The 18,204-nt window shown below is 69.9% G+C and carries 13 protein-coding genes; 2 read left to right on the plus strand and 11 right to left on the minus strand.

The window, feature by feature from the left end; translation table 11 throughout:
• Window positions 1–104: 104 nt before the first annotated feature.
• The gene (gene lpdA, locus ACFWPA_RS16140; protein ID WP_378506125.1) at window positions 105–1,508 is read right to left on the minus strand and encodes a dihydrolipoyl dehydrogenase; all 1,404 of its coding nucleotides are present in this window, start codon (window positions 1,506–1,508) and stop codon (window positions 105–107) included.
• Window positions 1,509–1,781: 273 nt separating this feature from the next.
• Between lpdA and ACFWPA_RS16145 the strand changes: the two genes are divergently transcribed.
• Complete coding sequence (locus ACFWPA_RS16145) at window positions 1,782–3,818, plus strand: prolyl oligopeptidase family protein (RefSeq protein ID WP_378570944.1); 2,037 nt, start codon at window positions 1,782–1,784, stop codon at window positions 3,816–3,818.
• A gap of 81 nt (window positions 3,819–3,899) precedes the next feature.
• Here ACFWPA_RS16145 and ACFWPA_RS16150 read toward each other — a convergent pair whose 3' ends face one another.
• Both ACFWPA_RS16150 and ACFWPA_RS16155 read right to left on the minus strand, forming a co-directional pair.
• A complete protein-coding gene (locus tag ACFWPA_RS16150) occupies window positions 3,900–6,203 on the minus strand; it encodes a serine/threonine-protein kinase (RefSeq protein WP_378570945.1) in 2,304 nt (767 codons plus the stop codon).
• A 9-nt stretch (window positions 6,204–6,212) separates the two neighbouring features.
• On the minus strand, window positions 6,213–7,046 hold the full coding sequence (locus ACFWPA_RS16155) for an alpha/beta fold hydrolase (RefSeq protein WP_378570946.1): 834 nt from the start codon (window positions 7,044–7,046) through the stop codon (window positions 6,213–6,215).
• A 45-nt stretch (window positions 7,047–7,091) separates the two neighbouring features.
• Between ACFWPA_RS16155 and ACFWPA_RS16160 the strand changes: the two genes are divergently transcribed.
• Window positions 7,092–8,198 carry an N-formylglutamate amidohydrolase gene (locus ACFWPA_RS16160; RefSeq protein WP_378570947.1) on the plus strand — a complete coding sequence of 369 codons (1,107 nt, stop codon included), beginning with the start codon at window positions 7,092–7,094 and terminating at the stop codon, window positions 8,196–8,198.
• Window position 8,199: 1 nt separating this feature from the next.
• Here the strand turns inward: ACFWPA_RS16160 and ACFWPA_RS16165 are convergent, their stop codons facing one another.
• From ACFWPA_RS16165 to ACFWPA_RS16200, 8 genes are all read right to left on the minus strand, one after another.
• Entirely contained in the window at window positions 8,200–9,417 is a 1,218-nt protein-coding gene (locus tag ACFWPA_RS16165; protein ID WP_378570948.1) for an anaerobic C4-dicarboxylate transporter family protein, read from the minus strand.
• A gap of 68 nt (window positions 9,418–9,485) precedes the next feature.
• Window positions 9,486–10,514 carry an alpha/beta hydrolase gene (locus ACFWPA_RS16170; protein ID WP_378506119.1) on the minus strand — a complete coding sequence of 343 codons (1,029 nt, stop codon included), beginning with the start codon at window positions 10,512–10,514 and terminating at the stop codon, window positions 9,486–9,488.
• Between the two features lie 286 nt (window positions 10,515–10,800).
• The gene (gene groL / locus ACFWPA_RS16175; protein ID WP_378506118.1) at window positions 10,801–12,426 is read right to left on the minus strand and encodes a chaperonin GroEL; all 1,626 of its coding nucleotides are present in this window, start codon (window positions 12,424–12,426) and stop codon (window positions 10,801–10,803) included.
• 333 nt (window positions 12,427–12,759) lie between these two features.
• A complete protein-coding gene (locus tag ACFWPA_RS16180; RefSeq protein ID WP_378506117.1) occupies window positions 12,760–13,299 on the minus strand; it encodes a DUF6764 family protein in 540 nt (179 codons plus the stop codon).
• Window positions 13,300–13,478: 179 nt separating this feature from the next.
• A complete protein-coding gene (locus ACFWPA_RS16185; RefSeq protein ID WP_378570949.1) occupies window positions 13,479–14,258 on the minus strand; it encodes an HAD-IIA family hydrolase in 780 nt (259 codons plus the stop codon).
• 49 nt (window positions 14,259–14,307) lie between these two features.
• Window positions 14,308–15,303: a DUF1648 domain-containing protein gene (locus tag ACFWPA_RS16190; RefSeq protein ID WP_378570951.1), complete on the minus strand. Its 996-nt coding sequence runs from the start codon at window positions 15,301–15,303 to the stop codon at window positions 14,308–14,310.
• Window positions 15,300–15,650: a GntR family transcriptional regulator gene (locus tag ACFWPA_RS16195; protein ID WP_378570953.1), complete on the minus strand. Its 351-nt coding sequence runs from the start codon at window positions 15,648–15,650 to the stop codon at window positions 15,300–15,302. The genes ACFWPA_RS16190 and ACFWPA_RS16195 overlap by 4 nt, the downstream gene beginning before the upstream one ends.
• Before the next feature lie 120 nt (window positions 15,651–15,770).
• Entirely contained in the window at window positions 15,771–18,152 is a 2,382-nt protein-coding gene (locus ACFWPA_RS16200) for an ATP-binding cassette domain-containing protein (RefSeq protein ID WP_378506393.1), read from the minus strand.
• Between the last annotated feature and the right edge of the window lie 52 nt (window positions 18,153–18,204).

Genomic DNA, 18,204 nt, shown 5'->3' on the forward strand with positions numbered 1-18,204 from the left:
CGACCGGAATGGTCGGGCGCCCTTCGCCGTGGAGGCGGCTACGCCACCCGTGAGTCTTTCTGGCCCCGTGGTGGGCCAAAAAGACTCACGGGCAGCGGAGCTGCCTAGAAGTTGATCATGTGGCCTGCGAGGCCGTGGATGGCCTCCTGCAGCGCCTCCGACAGGGTCGGGTGGGTGTGCACGTTGCGGGCCAGCTCGTTGACCGTGAGGTCCCACTTCTGCGCAAGGGTCAGCTCCGGCAGCAGCTCGGAGACGTCGGGGCCGATCAGATGGCCGCCGATGAGCTCGCCGTGCGTCTTGTCCGCGATCAGCTTGACGAAGCCGGTCGGATCGGCGAGGCCGTGGGCCTTGCCGTTCGCGGTGAACGGGAAGGTCGCGACCTTGACGTCGTAGCCCTCCGCCCGTGCCTGCTCCTCGGTGAGACCGAACGACGCGACCTGCGGCTGGCAGAAGGTGGCGCGCGGCATCATCCGGTAATCGCCCAGTTCGAGGGTCTCCGCGCCGCCGATGGTCTCTGCAGCCACGACGCCCTGCGCCTCGGCGACGTGCGCGAGCTGCAGCTTCGCGGTGACGTCGCCGATCGCGTAGATGCCGGGCACGTTGGTGCGCATCCGCTCGTCGATCGCGATGGCGCCGCGGTCGGTCAGCGCGACACCGGTGTTCTCAAGGCCGTAGCCGGTCACGTTCGGGGCGAAGCCGACGGACTGCAGCACCTTGTCCACGACGACGGTCTCGACGGTGCCGGACTTGTTGTCCTTGATCGCGACGGTGACCTTGGTGCCGTCGTCCTCGATGGTCTGGACCGCGGCGCCGGTCTTGATCGTGACGCCGAGCTTCTTGTACTGCTTGGCGATCTCCTTGGAGACGTCGGCATCCTCGTTCGGCAGCGCGCGGTCGAGGAATTCGACGATGGTGACGTCGACGCCGTAGTTCTTCAGGACGTAGCCGAACTCCATCCCGATCGCGCCCGCGCCGACAATCAGGATCGATCCGGGCAGGTCGCGGGTGAGGATCTGCTCCTCGTAGGTGACGACGTTGCTGCTCAGCGACGTGCCGGGGAGCAGCTTGGTGGTGCTGCCGGTGGCGATGATGACGTTGTCGAAGGTGACCGTCGCGGTGCCGCCCTTGGCCAGCGCAACGGAGATCGCGTTCGGGCCGGTGAAGGTGCCGCGGCCGTCGAACTCGTCGATCTTGTTCTTCTTCATCAGGAAGTGGACGCCCTTGACGCGGCCGTCCGCGACCTGGCGGCTGCGATCGAACGCGGCGCCGAAGTCGAACGACGCCTCCCCCGAGATGCCGAAGGTCTTCGCCTCTTTCGTGAAGATGTGCGCAAGCTCGGCATTGCGGAGAAGCGCCTTGGACGGGATGCAGCCCACATTCAGGCAAACACCGCCCCAGTACTTCTCTTCGATGATGGCGGTTTTCAGACCCAGCTGCGCCGCGCGGATGGCTGCGACATACCCGCCGGGACCGGCACCGAGGACAACGACGTCATAGTGTGAGGTCACGATTCCCCAGGGTAGTCCCGCCCGAATTCCCTGTCCCGACACGGTCCGGTTACCGACGAGTAGGGTCCGCGGCGCGAGCTGGCCCGACCCGCTCGCGCGGCATCCCGCCGAAATCGCGCCGAACGACCGGGTCGGGGAGGACAATCGAGGGGGTGGTCGTGGGCCCGTCAGGACCGAGTCCACGACCACCGCCCGGCCCGCCGGAATCCGCGCTGGCCGGGGCCCGACGCGCCCGGCCGTCCGGCGTGCCGCGCCGCGGAGTATCAATGATGAATGGCTGCACCCGACCCGAACGACCCGCATCTCTGGCTCGAGGACGTCACCGGCGACGCCGCCCTGGACTGGGTCCGGACCCGCAACGACCGCACGGTTGCCGAGTTCGCGTCCACCCCGGACTTCACCGACCTGCAGACCCGCATCCGGGCCGTCTTCGACACCGACGCGCGCATCCCGTACGTCCGCAGGCGCGGCGCGTTCCTCTACAACTACTGGCGCGACGCCGACCACGTGCGCGGGCTGTGGCGACGCACCACGATGGACTCGTACCGCACGGCCGCCCCGGAGTGGGAGGTCCTCGTCGACCTCGACGCGGTCGCGGAAGCGGAGGGCGAGAACTGGGTGTGGTCCGGTGCCCAGGTCCTGCGGACCGAGGACGGCAACGACCAGACCCGGGCGCTGGTCAGCATGTCCCGTGGCGGCGCCGACGCCGTGGTGATCCGTGAATTCGATCTTGTCCGACGCGAATTCGTCGCCGACGGCGGATTCGTGCTCCCCGAGGCGAAGACGGACATCGACTGGATCGACATCGACACCGTCTACGTCGGCACCGACACCGGCCTCGACGCCCTCACCGACTCCGGCTATCCGCGGATCGCGGCCCGGTGGAGTCGCGGCACCGACGTCCGCGACGCCCCGGTCGTGTTCGAGGGCGAGCACACCGACGTCGCGGTCTCGGCATGGTTCGACCGCACCCCCGGCTTCGAACGCAGCTTCGCCGAACGCTCTGTCGACTTCTACACCTCGCAGCGGTTCGAAATCGCCAGGGACGGAAGCCTGATCCGCATCGACGCCCCCGAGGACGCGCGGGTGTCCGCGCACCGGGAGTGGCTGCTGATCCGCACCCGCTCCCCCTGGACGGTCGGCGCGGACACCCATCCGGCGGGCACCCTGCTCGCCGCGAGGTACACCGACTACCTGGCTGGCTCCCGGGACCTGACCGTGCTGTTCGCACCGGACGCGCACACCGCACTCGAGCAGTACGTGTGGACCCGCAATCACCTGCTGCTGGTGACGCTGGCGGATGTGCAGACCCGGATGCGGGTCCTCACCCCCGGCCCGTCCGGGTGGACCGACATCCCGCTGGACGGCATCCCGGACCTGACGTCCACCGACGTGCTCGACGTGGATCCGGTGGACTCCGACGAGTTCTTCCTCAACTCGGGCGGCTACCTGACTCCAGCGACGCTGCTGCACGGGTACGTCGGCGAACCCGTCGAGGCACTCAAGCAGGCCCCCGCCTTCTTCGACGCGGCGGACCTGTCGGTGTCCCAGCGGTTCGCGACCTCCGAGGACGGCACCGCGATCCCCTACTTCGTGGTCCGCCGCGCGAACGCAGCGCCGGGCCCGACGCTGCTCTACGGCTACGGCGGCTTCGAGAACTCGCTGCTCCCCGGCTACAGCGGCGCCCTCGGCCGCGGCTGGCTCGAACGCGGTGGCACCTACGTCGTCGCGAACATCCGCGGCGGCGGCGAGTACGGTCCGGGCTGGCACACCCAGGCGTTGAAGGCGGGGCGGCACCGGGCGTACGAGGACTTCGCGGCCGTCGCCCGCGACCTCGTTGCGTCCGGCATCACCACTGTCGCGCAGCTCGGCGCCCAGGGCGGCAGCAACGGCGGACTGCTGATGGGCGTGATGCTCACCCGCTACCCGGAACTGTTCGGTGCCATCGTCTGCCAGGTGCCGCTGCTCGACATGCGGCGCTACCACCTGCTACTCGCCGGCGCCTCCTGGATGGCCGAGTACGGGGACCCCGACGACCCGGACGCGTGGGCCTACATCGGGGAGTACTCGCCGTACCAGAACACCGACCCGGACCGGGCCTACCCGCCGGTGCTGATCACCACGTCCACCCGCGACGACCGGGTGCATCCGGGGCACGCGCGGAAGATGGCCGCCCGCCTCGAGGAGCAGGGCCACCCGGTCCGGTACTACGAGAACATCGAGGGCGGGCACGGCGGCGCCGCCGACAACGCGCAGCTCGCGTTCAAGTCGGCGCTGGCGTACGAGTTCCTCTGGCGCACCCTGAGCTGACCCCGTTGAACGGGGGTTCATGTGTCACGTCCGGCCGGCGGATGACTCATGAACCCCCGTTCAATGCGTCGGGAGGGGCGGTCAGTGCACGATCCTGGCGAGCGCACGCAGGTCGGATTCGATCCGCCGGAACAGCTGGTACACCCCGAGGAACGCGGCGATCCCGCCGAGGCACAGCACCCGAACGGTCACATCGACGGCGCTGCCCGGATGGTCGCCGACGAAGCTGAGCCCAGCGACCCCGATCAGCGGCACAGACGCGGCGACGGCGAGATAGCGGGTCCCGACGCGCCGCAGCGCGCGGATGTCGCGGCCGTCGGTGCCGCGGATCTCACCGTGGGACAACACGATCGGATACAGGCAGCGGACCGCATAGTAGGTCAGAAGGAAGTACGGGTAGGCGACGGCGACTGCGCCGCACACCACCAGCGATGCGAGCAGGTGGGAGTAGGCGCGCTGCGGGATGCCGCCCGCCACGATCCGCAGCGCGATCGGATACCCGATCCCCGCCACCAGCCACGCCGCGAAACTGACGACGACGGCACGATGCCCGAGGCCCAGCGTCGCGACCCGCGCCCGGCCCAGGGTTGCGGCGTCGTAGCTCCGGCCGCGGCGGATCCCGCGGGGCACCGTCAGCGCGAGCCTGCACCACCACACGATCAGCACGCCCGCGATCGGGAAGGCGACCGCCCCGACCACCAGGTGCACGAACTCGAGGTGCTGCTGCGCCCGCACCGACAGGGTCGAGATGATCAGCTCCCGGTTGTAGTAGTAGTTGTAGCCCGCGGCAACGAGATTCGGGATCCCGATCGACAGCAGCAGGATCGGCAGTGCCCACCGCCACAACGACGCCCGGACACTGCCCGGGCGGGGGTCGACGAGGTCACGGGCGTGCGGGTCCAGGCACAACGCGAACTGGCGGGCCAGCCTCCGGCCGTCCGACCAGCGGTCGGCGGGGTCCGGTGCGAGCGACCCGATCAGCACCCGTCGCAGCGCGGCGGGACAGTCGGCGGGCAACCGGCCCGCGAGGTCGTCGTCGACCCCGCGTCGACGCCGCGCGAGTGGCTCGTCCCACGACTGACCCGGCGCGGCGTCGGGGAACGGCCGCGACCCGGTCAGCAGTTCCCACAGCAGCACGCCCAGTGAGTAGATGTCGCTGCGGGTGTCGATCGGGGCGGACGCCTCCGCCGCGGCGCCCGCCACCGCCGCCAACTGCTCGGGTGACATGTACGCCGCCGACCCGGCCACCGCGCCCGATGCGCCGGGCACCGCGGGGGTGTCGCCCGAACTGACGTTGAAGTCGGCGAGTTTCGGCACCCCCTCGGGCGTCAGGAGCACGTTCGCCGGTTTGATGTCGCGGTGCAGAACCCCGTGCGCGCGGGCGTACTCAAGCGCCTCGGCGAGCCGCAGCCCGATCCACGCCACCGTCTCCGGCCAGGACAGCGCCGCCACCTCCTCGCGCACGCTCGACTCGGCGGGCCGCATCTCACCCTTGCCTGCCCGGATCCGGTCGATCGAGTCGAGCAGCAGCCGTCCGTCCCGCTGGTCCTGCGGTGTTCGCCGCACCAGCCGCACCACGTCGAGCAGGGTGCCGCCGGACACGTACTCCATGAACAGCATCCGCAGCCTGCGGTCCTCGAGGACCCGCTGGTCGAAGACCCGCACGATGTTTGGGTGGTCGAGCCGGGCCAGGGTCCGCGCCTCGCTCCCGACGTCCCGGGAGATCTTCAGCGCGACCCAGCGCTGCATCGACCGCTGCCTGGCGAGGAACACCCTGGCGAACGCACCGTGGCCGAGCTCGGTGACCAGGTCGAAGTCGTCGAGCCGGTGCTCGCCTGCGAGGTCGTCGCTGCCGGGCAGCTCCAGGCCGCCGGTGCCCACGGTTCTCGGGTCGTGTTCCCGCAGCCAGTCGAAGCGGTCGGCCTGCGCGGGGAACTCCGCCACGTAGTCGTTGGGGTCGACGGTGTCCCCGCTGAGCCTGCGCACCCGGTACTCCTCGTAGACGAGCTCCGGCGGCAGCGGCTCGGCAAGCAGTTCCGGAAACTCGAGGCAATAGTCGGCGATCCGTTTCGGCCGGTGCACGCGCAGCCACCGGTACGCGAGGTCGACGGCGATCAGCTCGACGAGCGCCGCCCGCCGGATCGCGGCCGTGTCCGGCAGGTACTCCCGCAGGTCGGCCGACGCCCGCGCTTCCTCCCAGTCCGCGACGAGGCGCCCGACCCCCGAGTCGACGACGAATCCGGGGCTCGCACCGGGCGTGCTCGGGTGGGTGCCACCTCCCGGGTCGGGCTCGATGTATCCATAAGGGTCGGGTTCCGTCCCCGGCCCCGGTGGCGGACCGCTCGCAACGGTCTCGTCACCCGCGGGTCGGGCGGGACGATCCATGGCCGGTCGTCACTCCCGGTCCCGCAGCCAGGCCACGATCCGGTCCACGGTGCTTCCGCAGTTGCGGATCCACCCGTTGTGTCCCAACGGTTCCCCCTGGTGCCATGTCGTGACGTCCGCGTTCGGCAGCTTCCGGACCAGGTCCCGGATCGCGGGTTTCGGGGCGAGGTCGTCGGCCTCGACGGAGATCGAGAGCACCGGAAGGGTCAGCCCCGCCAGCGCCTGCTCGTAGTCGATGTCGGCGTCCGCGGGGTCGATCAGGCCGGTCCGCGCGAACCGGGACCAGTCCGAGATCAGGACCTTCGACTGGCGTCCGAAGCCGCCGACGTCGAACCGGTCGCCCGGCCAGAACCCCGCCACGTTGGCGGTCACCGACATCGCGGCCGAGCCGACGAGCAGTCCCGCGCCGCGCACCATCCCGTGCGTGCGGTGGAACGGCGACCCGGACGCGACCAGAATCACCCCGCCGAGCGCACCGTGGATGCGGGCCGCGTACATCACCCCCAGCTGCCCGCCCATGCTGTGCCCGAGCAGGAACGGGGTGCTCTCGTCGAACCGTTCCCGGACGGCCTCGAAGATCGCCGGGTAGTCCACCGACGCCAGCTCCTGATAGCCGTAGCTGCTTGCCGGGCCGGGCCGTGGCCTGCTGTCGCCCTGGCCGCGCAGTTCCCCGATCGCCGCGTTGAAACCGTGGCCGACCAGGGCCCGCGCAACGGTGTCGTAGTAGCCGCCCGGCACCCCGAGCCCGGGGAAGATGACCACCACCGGCGCCGCGTCCCGGCCCGCGAATAGCCGCACCGGAACCTCGGTTCCGTCCGGCATCTGAATCGGAATCGTCTCCACCGTTCAATACTCTCCCCTGAGCGCTGCTGCCGATAGTGTTCGACCATGGCACTCTCCGACCCGCTGCTGCTTCCCGCCGGAACCGAGTTCACGCCCGACGATCTGATCTTCTACGCCGATCGGGACAGCCGCACCCTGGACGAGGCGCTCGCGGACGCGGACCTGCTGGTCAGCTGCCCGCACGCGGGATCGCTGATTCCCGCGGAACTCGCCGAATTCCTTGCCCCGGAGTTCACCCGCCGGCTGCAGTTCGACTTCACCGACTGTTCCACCAGCCCGATCGTGCGGCGCTGGGCCGAGCTCGACCCGCGCATCGTGTACGTCGAGAACCCGCATCCGCGGTTGGTGCGCGACCCCAACCGGGCCAGGCCCGCCGACCTGCACACGGACCTGGTCGAGGCGTTCGCCCGGGTTCGAGCGGCAGGCCGGTACAACCATGTCGACCTCACCGGGGTGGACGCGATCCGCCCGGTCACGTTCTCGTTCTTCCCGCTGCTGGTCGAGCCCGACAGCGCCGCCGGGATGCGGGTGCTGGCGAACTCCCTCGCCGCCGTGGCGACCCGCGGGCTCGAGGTGTACGAACGGACCAGGGACGACCTGATCGGCCGGATGGTCGACCTCGCGTTCACCAGAGCACGGGACACCGGCCGCCCCGTCGAGTTCACCACGCTGTCCTTCCACGACACGATGAACACCACCACCACGCGGGACGGTGCGGTGAATGTCGCTCGTGCACCGGAGGATCGGCTGCCCGATGTGGTTGCCCTGTCCAATCGTGGTGACCACAACGGGGATCCGCGCGGCGACCACCCGGTGACGATGGCACCCGGGATGATCCGGGCGCTCGCGGACGCGCACCGGACCGGCTTCGCGGTCGACGGCGAGGCGGTTGCTCTGAATCAGCCATACCTCGGAAGTCAGGAGATCATCTCTGCCGGACGCCGATTCGCCGAGCTGGCGCCGCAGGCCGCGGCGGCCGGAGTGACCCTCGCTGCGGTGCAGGCGGAGTTCCGCCGCGAGTTCCTGCTCGGCCCCACCCTCACCGCCGAACTGCACGAGCCGGGCGTCGGGTGGCCGGTGGCGGACCCCGACCAGGTCGAGTCGATCGCGGAGTCGTGCCGGGCCGCGTGGGACGCGTACCGCGCCCGCTGACTCAGCCCAGGATCACCCCGAGCGCCGAACCCGCCGCGATCGTGGTGACCGCGAGGATCAGGGTCGGCAGGAAGAACGAGTGGTCGACGAGTTTGCTGCCGAGCTTGGTGCTGCCCGACTCGTCGAAGTTCGCGGCCGCGATCTGGGAACCGTTGGTGGGCAGCAGGTAGACGCCGGCGAACGCGCCCGCCCACATGCCGCTGATCAGTCCCGGCGCCAGTCCCGCGGTGAGGCCGATCGGCACGATGGTTCGGGTCGCGGTCGACTGGCTGGTGGTCAGCACGCACACCAGGAAGACGCCGAGCGCGAAGATCCACGGCGCCGCCTCGACGAGGTCGCCGACGGTGTCGGTGATCAGTTCTTCGTGCGCGCTGATGAAGGTGTCGGTCATCCAGGCGAGACCGAACAGTGCGATCGCCGAGACCATGCCAGCCCGGAACACCGACATCGTCGGCACGTCCGCGACCGGCGGCCTGCTCACCAGCAGGATCAGGGTGCCGACGACGAACATGATCATCTCGATGATCGGCGTCATGCCGAGCGGGGTGCCGTCGGAGGCGTCCGGTCGAATGCCCTTGAACAGCCCGAACACCACGATCGCGACAACGCCGACGAGGAAGATCAGCGCGGCGTTGCGCCCCTGCGTCGACGCCTTCAGCTCGATCCTGCTCAGGCCGCCGGACGGTGCGGCGAGGTCGCCGGACGCGATGCGCGCCTGGATCTCCGGGTCCTCGGCGATGTCCTTGCCGAGCCGGTTCACCACGACCGACGAGAGGACGATGCCGATCACCGCCGCGGGAAGGGTGATCTTGATGATGTCGATCAGCTCGAAGTTGTACGGCGCCACATCGGTCAGGGTGACCATCGCCGCCATCGCCGCGGACACCGGGCTGCAGGCGAGCGCGACACCAGTCGCGACCACCGACAACGACAGCGGGCGGGACGGCCGGATCCCGTTGCGGTAGGAGGCGTCGTAGATGACGGGCAACAGCGGATACAGAATGTTCGAGGTGCCTGCGCCGACCGAGAACAGGAACGACACCAGCGGAGCGATGAGGGTGATCTGCTTGGGGCGCTTGGCGATCAGGTTCGCGGCGATCGACACCATCCAGTCAATGCCGCCAGCGGCCTGCATCATCGACGACGCCAGCACCACCGACAGGACGATGAGCAGCGCGTCGACGGGAGGGGTGCCGACGTCCTCCCCGAAGACGAACACGAGGACCGCAACACGGCAACGGCGCCGGCCCCGCGACTGCGGGACCGGCGCCGTTGGTGTGCGTTAGGTCAGAGCCCGATGGTGCGGGCGATCCACGGCCACGACTTGTGCAGGTCGTCCTGCCAGTAGCCCCACGAGTGGGTTCCGTTCGGACGGAAGTCGAAGGTGGCCGGGATGTTCAGGTCATTGAGCCGCTTGAACAGGTTGTTCGTGCACAGCAGGGTGGCGCCCTCGATCACGCCGCCGACGATCACCTGGTTCGCCAGTGCTCCGGTGCCGCCGGTCGCCTCCAGGGTGTCGTGCGGGCCGGGCAGGCCGTTGCCGGTGGACATGTAGATCTCGGTGCCGCGCAGCTTCTCCGCGTTGACGACCGGGTCGTTGGCGATCCACTCCGGGCTACCGTCCGGGCCCCACATGTTCTCGGTGTCGCCGCCGCCGCGGGACTCGACGACCAGCTTGATGTACGCCTTACCCGCCGGGGTGGTGGTCTCGGCGCAGCCGCTGTAGCCCGCGACACTCTTGTACACGCCGGGGGCCTGGATCGCGAGGTTCAGCACGCTGGTGCCGGTCATCGAGATCGCGGCGAGCGAGTTGGTGCCGTTGCCCTTGAACGCCGCGTCGATGATCGGCGGCAGCTCCTGGGTGAGGAACGTCGTCCACTTGTTGCGGCCGAGCTCCGGGTCGTCCTTGATCCAGTCGGTGTAGTAGCTGAACGCGCCGCCGACCGGGGTGACGACGTTGACGTTCTTGTCGGCGAAGAACGAGGCGACGTCGGTGCGACGCTGCCAGGTCGCGGAGTCCTCGCCGCCGCCAGCACCGTTGAGCAGGTACAGGGTGGGGCGCTCGGAGTTCATGTCCGCGGGCAGCTGAATCTTCAGCGGGATGGTCTTGTCCATGGACACCGAGTGCACGTAGGCCGTGATCTGGCGTCCGGAGCCGTCGATGCGCTCGAGCTTGGATCCGTTCGGTGCGACCGCGCTCGGGACCTCGTCGGCGTTGGCGACGGCGCCGACGCCGAGCAGGGGCAGGACGGTCAGCGCGGCCGTCGCGGCCGCGAGGCGGCCGATCCGACGTGCGGATCCACGAAACTTGGGCATCTTCCCACCTTGGTGTGTCGTCTACGTTCGTTAGCGGTGCGTTCGCGTATATATACAGTACCGGGGCCCCATCGTTACCGAATGGGGCCTCGAGACGTGTGTACGCCCGGACAGTGTGGCCGAGTGCGCACCCGTTGTCCACGGAATCGTCGAAGTATCGGATGAACATCACCCGTCGGATCGACGACGCCGCGGTGACCGGACGGACGAGGCCGACCCACCGGACGGTGGATCGGCCTCGGTCAACCGGGTGGGGCGGCCGGGCCGCCCCGAGCGTGCGTCGGACTCAGAAGTCCATGCCGCCCATGCCACCGGTCGGGTCGCCCATCGGAGCGGCGGCCTTCTCCGGCTTGTCGGCAACGACGGCCTCGGTGGTCAGGAACAGCGCCGCGATGGACGCCGCGTTCTGCAGCGCCGAGCGGGTGACCTTGACCGGGTCGTTGATGCCCGCGACGAGCAGGTCCTCGTACTCGCCGGTGGCGGCGTTCAGGCCGCTGCCTGCGGGCAGGTTGCGAACCTTCTCCGCGACGACGCCGGGCTCGAGGCCTGCGTTGAACGCGATCTGCTTGAGCGGGGCCTCCAGGGCCACCTTGACGATGTTGGCACCGGTGGCCTCGTCGCCCTCGAGCTTCAGGTCGTCTAGGACCGGAGCGGCCTGCAGCAGCGCGACGCCACCACCGGCGACGATGCCCTCCTCGACGGCGGCCTTCGCGTTGCGGACGGCGTCCTCGATGCGGTGCTTGCGCTCCTTGAGCTCGACCTCGGTCGCGGCACCGGCCTTGATGACGGCGACGCCACCGGCCAGCTTCGCGAGGCGCTCCTGCAGCTTCTCGCGGTCGTAGTCCGAATCCGACGCCTCGATCTCGGCGCGGATCTGGTTGACGCGACCGGCGATGGCGTCGGCGTCGCCTGCACCCTCGACGATGGTGGTCTCGTCCTTGGTGACGACGACCTTGCGGGCGCGGCCGAGCAGCTCGATGCCCGCGGTCTCCAGGGACAGGCCGACCTCTTCGCTGACGACCTCGCCACCGGTGAGGATGGCGATGTCGGCGAGCTGCGCCTTGCGGCGGTCACCGAAGCCGGGAGCCTTGACGGCGACGGACTTGAAGGTCCCGCGGATCTTGTTGACCACCAGGGTCGACAGGGCCTCGCCCTCGACGTCCTCGGCGATGATCAGCAGCGGCTTGCCTGCCTGGATGACCTTCTCCAGCAGCGGCAGCAGGTCCTTGACCGTCGAGATCTTGGAGCTGACCAGCAGGATGTACGGATCCTCGAGGACCGCTTCCTGACGCTCGGCGTCGGTCGCGAAGTACAGCGAGATGTAGCCCTTGTCGAAGCGCATGCCCTCGGTGAGCTCGAGCTGCAGGCCGAAGGAGTTGGACTCCTCGACGGTGATGACGCCTTCCTTGCCGACCTTGTCCATGGCCTCGGCGATCAGCTCACCGATGGACGCGTCGCCCGCGGAGATGCCTGCGGTCGCGGCGATCTGCTCCTTGCCCTCGACCTCCTTGGCGGTGTCGAGCAGCTTGGCGGTGACGGCCTCGACGGCCTTCTCGATGCCGCGCTTGAGGCCAAGCGGGTTGGCGCCTGCCGCGACGTTGCGCAGACCCTCACGGACGAGCGCCTGAGCGAGGACGGTGGCGGTGGTGGTGCCGTCGCCAGCGACGTCGTCGGTCTTCTTGGCGACCTCCTTGACCAGCTCGGCGCCGATCTTCTCGTAGGGGTCCTCGAGCTCGATCTCCTTGGCGATGGACACGCCGTCGTTGGTGATCGTGGGGGCGCCCCACTTCTTCTCGAGCACGACGTTGCGACCCTTGGGTCCCAGCGTCACCTTGACGGCGTCGGCGAGGCTGTTGAGGCCACGCTCAAGGCCGCGACGGGCCTCTTCGTCGAACGCGATGATCTTGGCCATTGCGAAGTGATCCTCCGGATTGGGGGTGACACACAAGGCGACCGCTCGTCGGGTCGCCTCATTGGCGCGCAGGGCGAGCGCATGCGTTCGCCCCGTTCACTCGGCCAGGTTCGGTGCCCGCGACGGACGACCGAGGGTGTCGATGGATCCCGGCCTCACCGCCCCGACCTGGCACTCACGTGTTGCGAGTGCCAAGTGCATTTTTAGCACTCACCCGAGGCGAGTGCAAGGACTCACGACCCCCTCCACGTGCGCGGGGCGCGCCAGCACGGGCCCCTCCGGACCCGGCCGACACGCCCCGATTGCTCCGCGGAATCAGCGGATCACCGTGCTTCAGCGAATCAGGCACACCGCGCCGGTATTGAGGTTCACCGCGAACGACAGCGGGCCCATGCAGTCCACGCCGTCCGGTGTTGCGGTGGCACCGGAGCCCCAGCCGGCCAGCGCGAACGTGGTGTTGCCGTTGCCGCCCCCCGCCTTCGCGATGCCGCCACCGATCGCGAAGGCGTGCGCCTGGCCCGGGCCCTTCGTCGTGCTGAGCGCGACCCCGAAACCGGTCGCGAACGTGTTCGCGCCGCCGACCTCGGCGACGCTGACCGCGGTGCCGCTGTCCGTCGCGCCCGCCGTCGCGGTGCCACCGACCGTTGCGGTCGCGCCGCAACTCGCGTCACCAATCACGCGAATGTCGTCGGCCGACGGCGGGGACACGCAGTCGACGCGGGCCGCGGACGCGACCCCGCCGCCCGCGACGGCGAGGCCGCCGATCACGGCGACACCCGTCGCGATCGACGCGCCAACGCGGGCGAATCGGGTGCCGAACAGGGTCAGGGAACGGGGGCGGAACGCAGTGCGCACGAAACTCCTCGGCGGCATGAAGTGGGATGGGATGGGGTCGACCGTACCGAACAACCGGGCGCTCGGCCCCCGGGTTTCGCAAGCCCATCGTCGGTGACGATTCGCGGCCGGTTTGCCGGTCCGGCCCTGCCGATTTCCCGGGGCAGGCGCAGGTCCGACAGAACGGACATCTCCCCCGGGCGATGGCCGGTCGCCACTCATGGATCGAGCCGGTCGAGCAGGTCGGGCAGGTCCGCCACCGAATCGATGACATGGTCGGGAAGGACCGGCGGCGAGTCAAGGACGGCAGGCCGGAACTTCCCGGTCCGGACCAGCACCCCGACATATCCGACGTACTGCGCGGCGAGCACGTCGCCCACCAGGTCGTCGCCGATCATCATGGCGTGTTCGGGTTCGGTGCCCATCAGCGCTGCCGCGGTGGTGAACCCGGTCGGGGCGGGTTTGCCGATCACGGTGACCCGCGCACCGCCTGCGGCCTCGAGCCCCGGCAGGTAGACACCGGTGTCGATGCGGAGCCCGTCCGCGGTGGCCCAGGTGAGCCCGCTCTGCATCGCGACGACCGGGACCGCGCGCTGCATCATCTCGGCCACCCGACTCAACGTCAGGTGATCGAACTCCGGGCCCGCGCTGCCGAGCACCACCACGTCCGGATGCTCGTCGACGAGGGTGATCCCGGTCAGGTCCTCCGCGATGTCGCCATGGTTGATCAGCAGGCAGCGGGCGTCCCGGTAGGTGGACCGCAGATACTCGGCGGTCAGCACGGCCGCGGTGACGATCTCCCCGGTGTCGACGTCCATGCCGCAGGACAGCAACGCGGCGGCGATCTCGCGGCGGGTACGGGAGGTGGTGTTGGTGAGGAAGGCCCGGGGCAGTCCGCGGGCGCGCAGCGCATCCAGGGTCGCCCGGGCACCGGGCAGTGCTCGCCACGAGGTGACGAGCACTCCGTCGATGTCGAACAGGACCCCGTCGACGCTCACCGATCAAGTATGCGCCGGGCCGGGCGGCGAGCGGCGGACGCGCCCCGCGTCAGACGCGCCCGCGGGCGGCGAGGGCATTGAGCGCGGCGGCCGCGCCGGCCGCGTCGTCGACGGTGACGGTGAACCGTGACCCGTCGCCCCGGGTGACCTGCAGCGCCTCCCCCGGGCGGGCGATCAGCCCGACACCGCGCGGCCCGATCCGGTAGCCGTAGCCGCCGAACCCGTTCAGCACCCGGACGGTGACGGCCCGCGCCTCGGCCACCTCACCGAGCGGGATCGTGATCGCTCGAACCGGGACGAGTCCGCGCGCGGTCAGCCCGCGATGGTCGATGCCGACCCGGACCGGCGCCAGAACGAGTGCCATCAGGGCCGCGGAGATCACGGCGACGACGAGCACCAGGAGGGCGCTCGCGCCGCCGGTGGCCAGCAATGCGCCCGCGACAACGACGGGAACGACCCCCACGCCCACCCCGACCCACCGGGGCATCGACGCGGACCCCGACCAGGCGACCCGCTCGCGGTCCGCGAGCGGAATCCGCGGAGCGTCCGCGGGCGGCGCGGTGCTCGCCCGCGCCGGGCCGGGGGACGGCACCGCACGGGCACCGAGCAGGGCGGCGATCGCGCCGATCACGGCCGCGGCGACGAGTCCCCAGACGGGAACGGTGACGTCGGCCGCGTCGGCGACGCCCCGCTGCGGGGCGGCCATCAGCAGCGGAACCGCGGCGACGAACGACCCGATCCCGGCCGCGGCCGCGACGCCCGTCCGCGCGGTGCGCAGATCGCGGCGGGTGATCAGGACCAGCACCGTCACCAGGACGGCCGCGGTGGCCGGGCCGAGGAGCACCGACCAGCGCGCCGCGCCGGGCGAGGCGAAGCCGTCCGCGTCGCCGCCCGGCCCGAAGTGCACGGCGAGCGGGTCCGGCAGGTCCGCGGACCAGGCACCGAACAGCACGACCGCGACCGCACCGACCAGCAGCGGCGCCGCCAGTGCGGCGACGAGGGCCCGCGGCCACGACACCCGGGGTGTTTCCATCGAGTCGGTCATCCCATCTCCTTCGTCACGAGGGTCACGAGTTCATCCGTGCTCACGCCGAGTCGGCGCGCCTCGACGACGAGGGCCCGCACCACCTCCTGCAGCCTGCCGCGGCGGCCGCCGTCCGCGACGACGACCGCACCCCGCCCGCGCCGGAGTTCGATCAACCCCTCCTCGCGCAGCAGCTGATAGCCCCGCAGCACGGTGTGCACGTTGAGGTCGAGGGAGGCGGCGAGGTCTCGTGCGCCGGGCAGGCGATCGCCGGGCGCGACGCCGCCGTCGGCGATGGCCCGACGCACGCTGGCCGCCACCTGCTCGAACAGCGGTGCCGGCGACGCGGGGTCGATTCGGATGAGCACGACTTCATCGTATTGTTCTATCTCCAATAGAACAAGTTGCCCGACCGTGCACGGCCGAACGGGCGGTTGTCGGGACGGGCTCTCGACCGATGCCCCGACAACCGCCCGTTCGGTGGAGGATCAGGCGCCGACGTACTCCGCGAGGTGCGTGCCGGTGAGGGTCGAGCGCGCGGCGACCAGGTCCGCGGGCGCACCCTCGAAGACCACCCGACCACCGTCGTGGCCCGCACCCGGACCGAGGTCGATGATCCAGTCGGCGTGCGCCATCACCGCCTGATGGTGCTCGATGACGATCACCGACTTGCCGGAGTCCACCAGCCGGTCGAGCAGGCCGAGGAGGTTCTCCACGTCGGCGAGGTGCAGGCCGGTCGTCGGCTCGTCGAGGATGAGGACGTCACCCTTCTCCCCCATGTGGGTGGCGAGCTTGAGGCGTTGCCGCTCACCGCCGGACAGGGTGGTCAGCGGCTGACCGATCTTCACGTAACCGAGGCCAACGTCGACGAGCCTGGCCAGGATCCGGTGCGCCGCCGGAAGCTTCGCGTCACCGCTGCCGAAGAACGCCTCGGCCTCGGCGGCCGACATGGTCAGCACCTCGCTGATGTCCCTGCCGCCGAACGTGTACTCGAGAACCTCGGCCTGGAACCGCTTCCCCTCGCACACCTCACACGGAGCCGAGACGCCGCCCATCATCGCGAGGTCCGAGTAGATCACCCCGGCGCCGTTGCAGTTCGGGCACGCACCGTCGGAGTTCGCGCTGAACAGGCCCGGCTTGACGCCGTTGGCCTTCGCGAACGCCTTCCGGATCGGATCGAGCAGCCCGGTGTACGTGGCGGGATTGCTGCGCCGCGAGCCCTTGATCGCGCCCTGATCGATGGACACCACGCCGTCCCGGCCCGCGACCGACCCCGTGATCAGCGAACTCTTGCCGGAGCCCGCGACGCCGGTCACCACGACGAGCACACCCAACGGGAGGTCGACGTCCACGTCCCGCAGGTTGTGCGCGTCGGCGCCGCGAACCTCGAGTGCGCCTGCGGCGGTGCGCACCGCAGGCTTGAGTGAGGCGCGGTCGTCGAGATGCCGTCCGGTGAGGGTGCCGCTGGCGCGGAGCTCGCCGACGGTGCCCTCGAACACGATCTCGCCGCCGTCGGTGCCCGCGCGCGGGCCGAGGTCGACGACGTGGTCGGCGATCGCGATCGCCTCCGGCTTGTGCTCGACGACGAGCACGGTGTTTCCCTTGTCGCGCAGCTGCAACAGCAGGTTGTTCATCCGCGCGATGTCGTGCGGGTGCAGACCGATCGTCGGTTCGTCGAAGACATAGGTGACATCGGTGAGCGAGGACCCGAGATGCCGGATCAGCTTGGTGCGCTGCGCCTCTCCCCCGGACAGGGTGCCCGCCGGGCGGTCGAGGCTGAGGTAACCGAGGCCGATCTCGACGAACGAGTCGAGCGTGCGACGCAGCGCCGTCAGCAGCGGCGCCACCGTGTCCTCGTCCAGCCCGCCGACCCACTCGGCGAGGTCGCTGATCTGCATCGCGCACACGTCGGCGATGCTGAGGCCGGCGATCTTCGACGACCGGGCCAGCTCGCTGAGCCGGGTTCCCGCGCAGTCCGGGCAAGTCTGGAAGGTGATCGCACGGTCGACGAACGCCCGGATGTGCGGCTGCATCGCCTCACGGTCCTTGGACAGGAACGACTTCTGAATCTTCGGGATCAGGCCCTCGTAGGTGACGTTGACGCCCTCGACCTTGACCTTGGTTGGTTCCTTGTACAGCAGGTCGCCGAGCTGCTTCTTGGTGAACCTGGCAATCGGCTTGTCGGGGTCGAAGAATCCGCAGCCGCGGAAGATCCGGCCGTACCAGCCGTCCATGCTGTAGCCGGGGATCGTCAGCGCGCCCTCGTTCAGCGATTTGTCGGCGTCGTACAGCGCGGTCAGGTCGAAGTCGGAGACCGTGCCCATGCCCTCGCAGCGCGGGCACATCCCGCCGGTGACACTGAAACTTCTGCGCTCCTTGATCTCCAGTCCGCCCTTTTCGACGGTGACCGCCCCGGCACCGCTGATCGACGCGACGTTGAACGAGAACGCCTGCTGCGAGCCGATGTGCGGCGTGCCGATTCGGCTGAACAGGATCCGCAGCATCGCGTTCGCGTCGGTGGCGGTGCCGACCGTCGAGCGCGGGTTCGCGCCCATCCGCTCCTGGTCGACGATGATCGCCGTCGTCAGGCCCTCGAGCACGTCGACGTCGGGCCGCGCGAGCGTCGGCATGAAGCCCTGCACGAACGCGCTGTAGGTCTCGTTGATCATCCGCTGCGATTCGGCGGCGATCGTCGCGAACACCAGTGAACTCTTGCCGGACCCCGAGACGCCGGTGAACACCGTCAGCCGCCGCTTAGGGAGGTCGACGCTGACGTTCTTGAGATTGTTCTCCCGCGCACCGTGCACGCGGATCAGGTCGTGGCTGTCGGCGGCGGGCAGCCCGGCCGGCTGCGTTGTCGTCGGTGCCATGCTCACGTGGTCTCCATCCGTCGAACGGTGCCGCCGTCGCGGCCGTGGTCTC

Origin of the sequence: Rhodococcus sp. NPDC058505 (assembly GCF_042720095.1) — a bacterium.
Taxonomy (GTDB): domain Bacteria; phylum Actinomycetota; class Actinomycetes; order Mycobacteriales; family Mycobacteriaceae; genus Rhodococcus_G.

What these genes read in the sequence shown, in the direction of transcription:
- ACFWPA_RS16145 (WP_378570944.1), top strand. Translation starts at nt 1,782, where the DNA reads ATGGCTGCACCCGACCCGAACGACCCGCATCTCTGGCTCGAGGACGTC.
- ACFWPA_RS16150 (WP_378570945.1), bottom strand. Translation starts at nt 6,203, where the DNA reads ATGGATCGTCCCGCCCGACCCGCGGGTGACGAGACCGTTGCGAGCGGT.
- ACFWPA_RS16160 (WP_378570947.1), top strand. Translation starts at nt 7,092, where the DNA reads ATGGCACTCTCCGACCCGCTGCTGCTTCCCGCCGGAACCGAGTTCACG.
- ACFWPA_RS16170 (WP_378506119.1), bottom strand. Translation starts at nt 10,514, where the DNA reads ATGCCCAAGTTTCGTGGATCCGCACGTCGGATCGGCCGCCTCGCGGCC.
- groL (WP_378506118.1), bottom strand. Translation starts at nt 12,426, where the DNA reads ATGGCCAAGATCATCGCGTTCGACGAAGAGGCCCGTCGCGGCCTTGAG.
- ACFWPA_RS16180 (WP_378506117.1), bottom strand. Translation starts at nt 13,299, where the DNA reads ATGCCGCCGAGGAGTTTCGTGCGCACTGCGTTCCGCCCCCGTTCCCTG.
- ACFWPA_RS16190 (WP_378570951.1), bottom strand. Translation starts at nt 15,303, where the DNA reads ATGACCGACTCGATGGAAACACCCCGGGTGTCGTGGCCGCGGGCCCTC.
- ACFWPA_RS16200 (WP_378506393.1), bottom strand. Translation starts at nt 18,152, where the DNA reads ATGGCACCGACGACAACGCAGCCGGCCGGGCTGCCCGCCGCCGACAGC.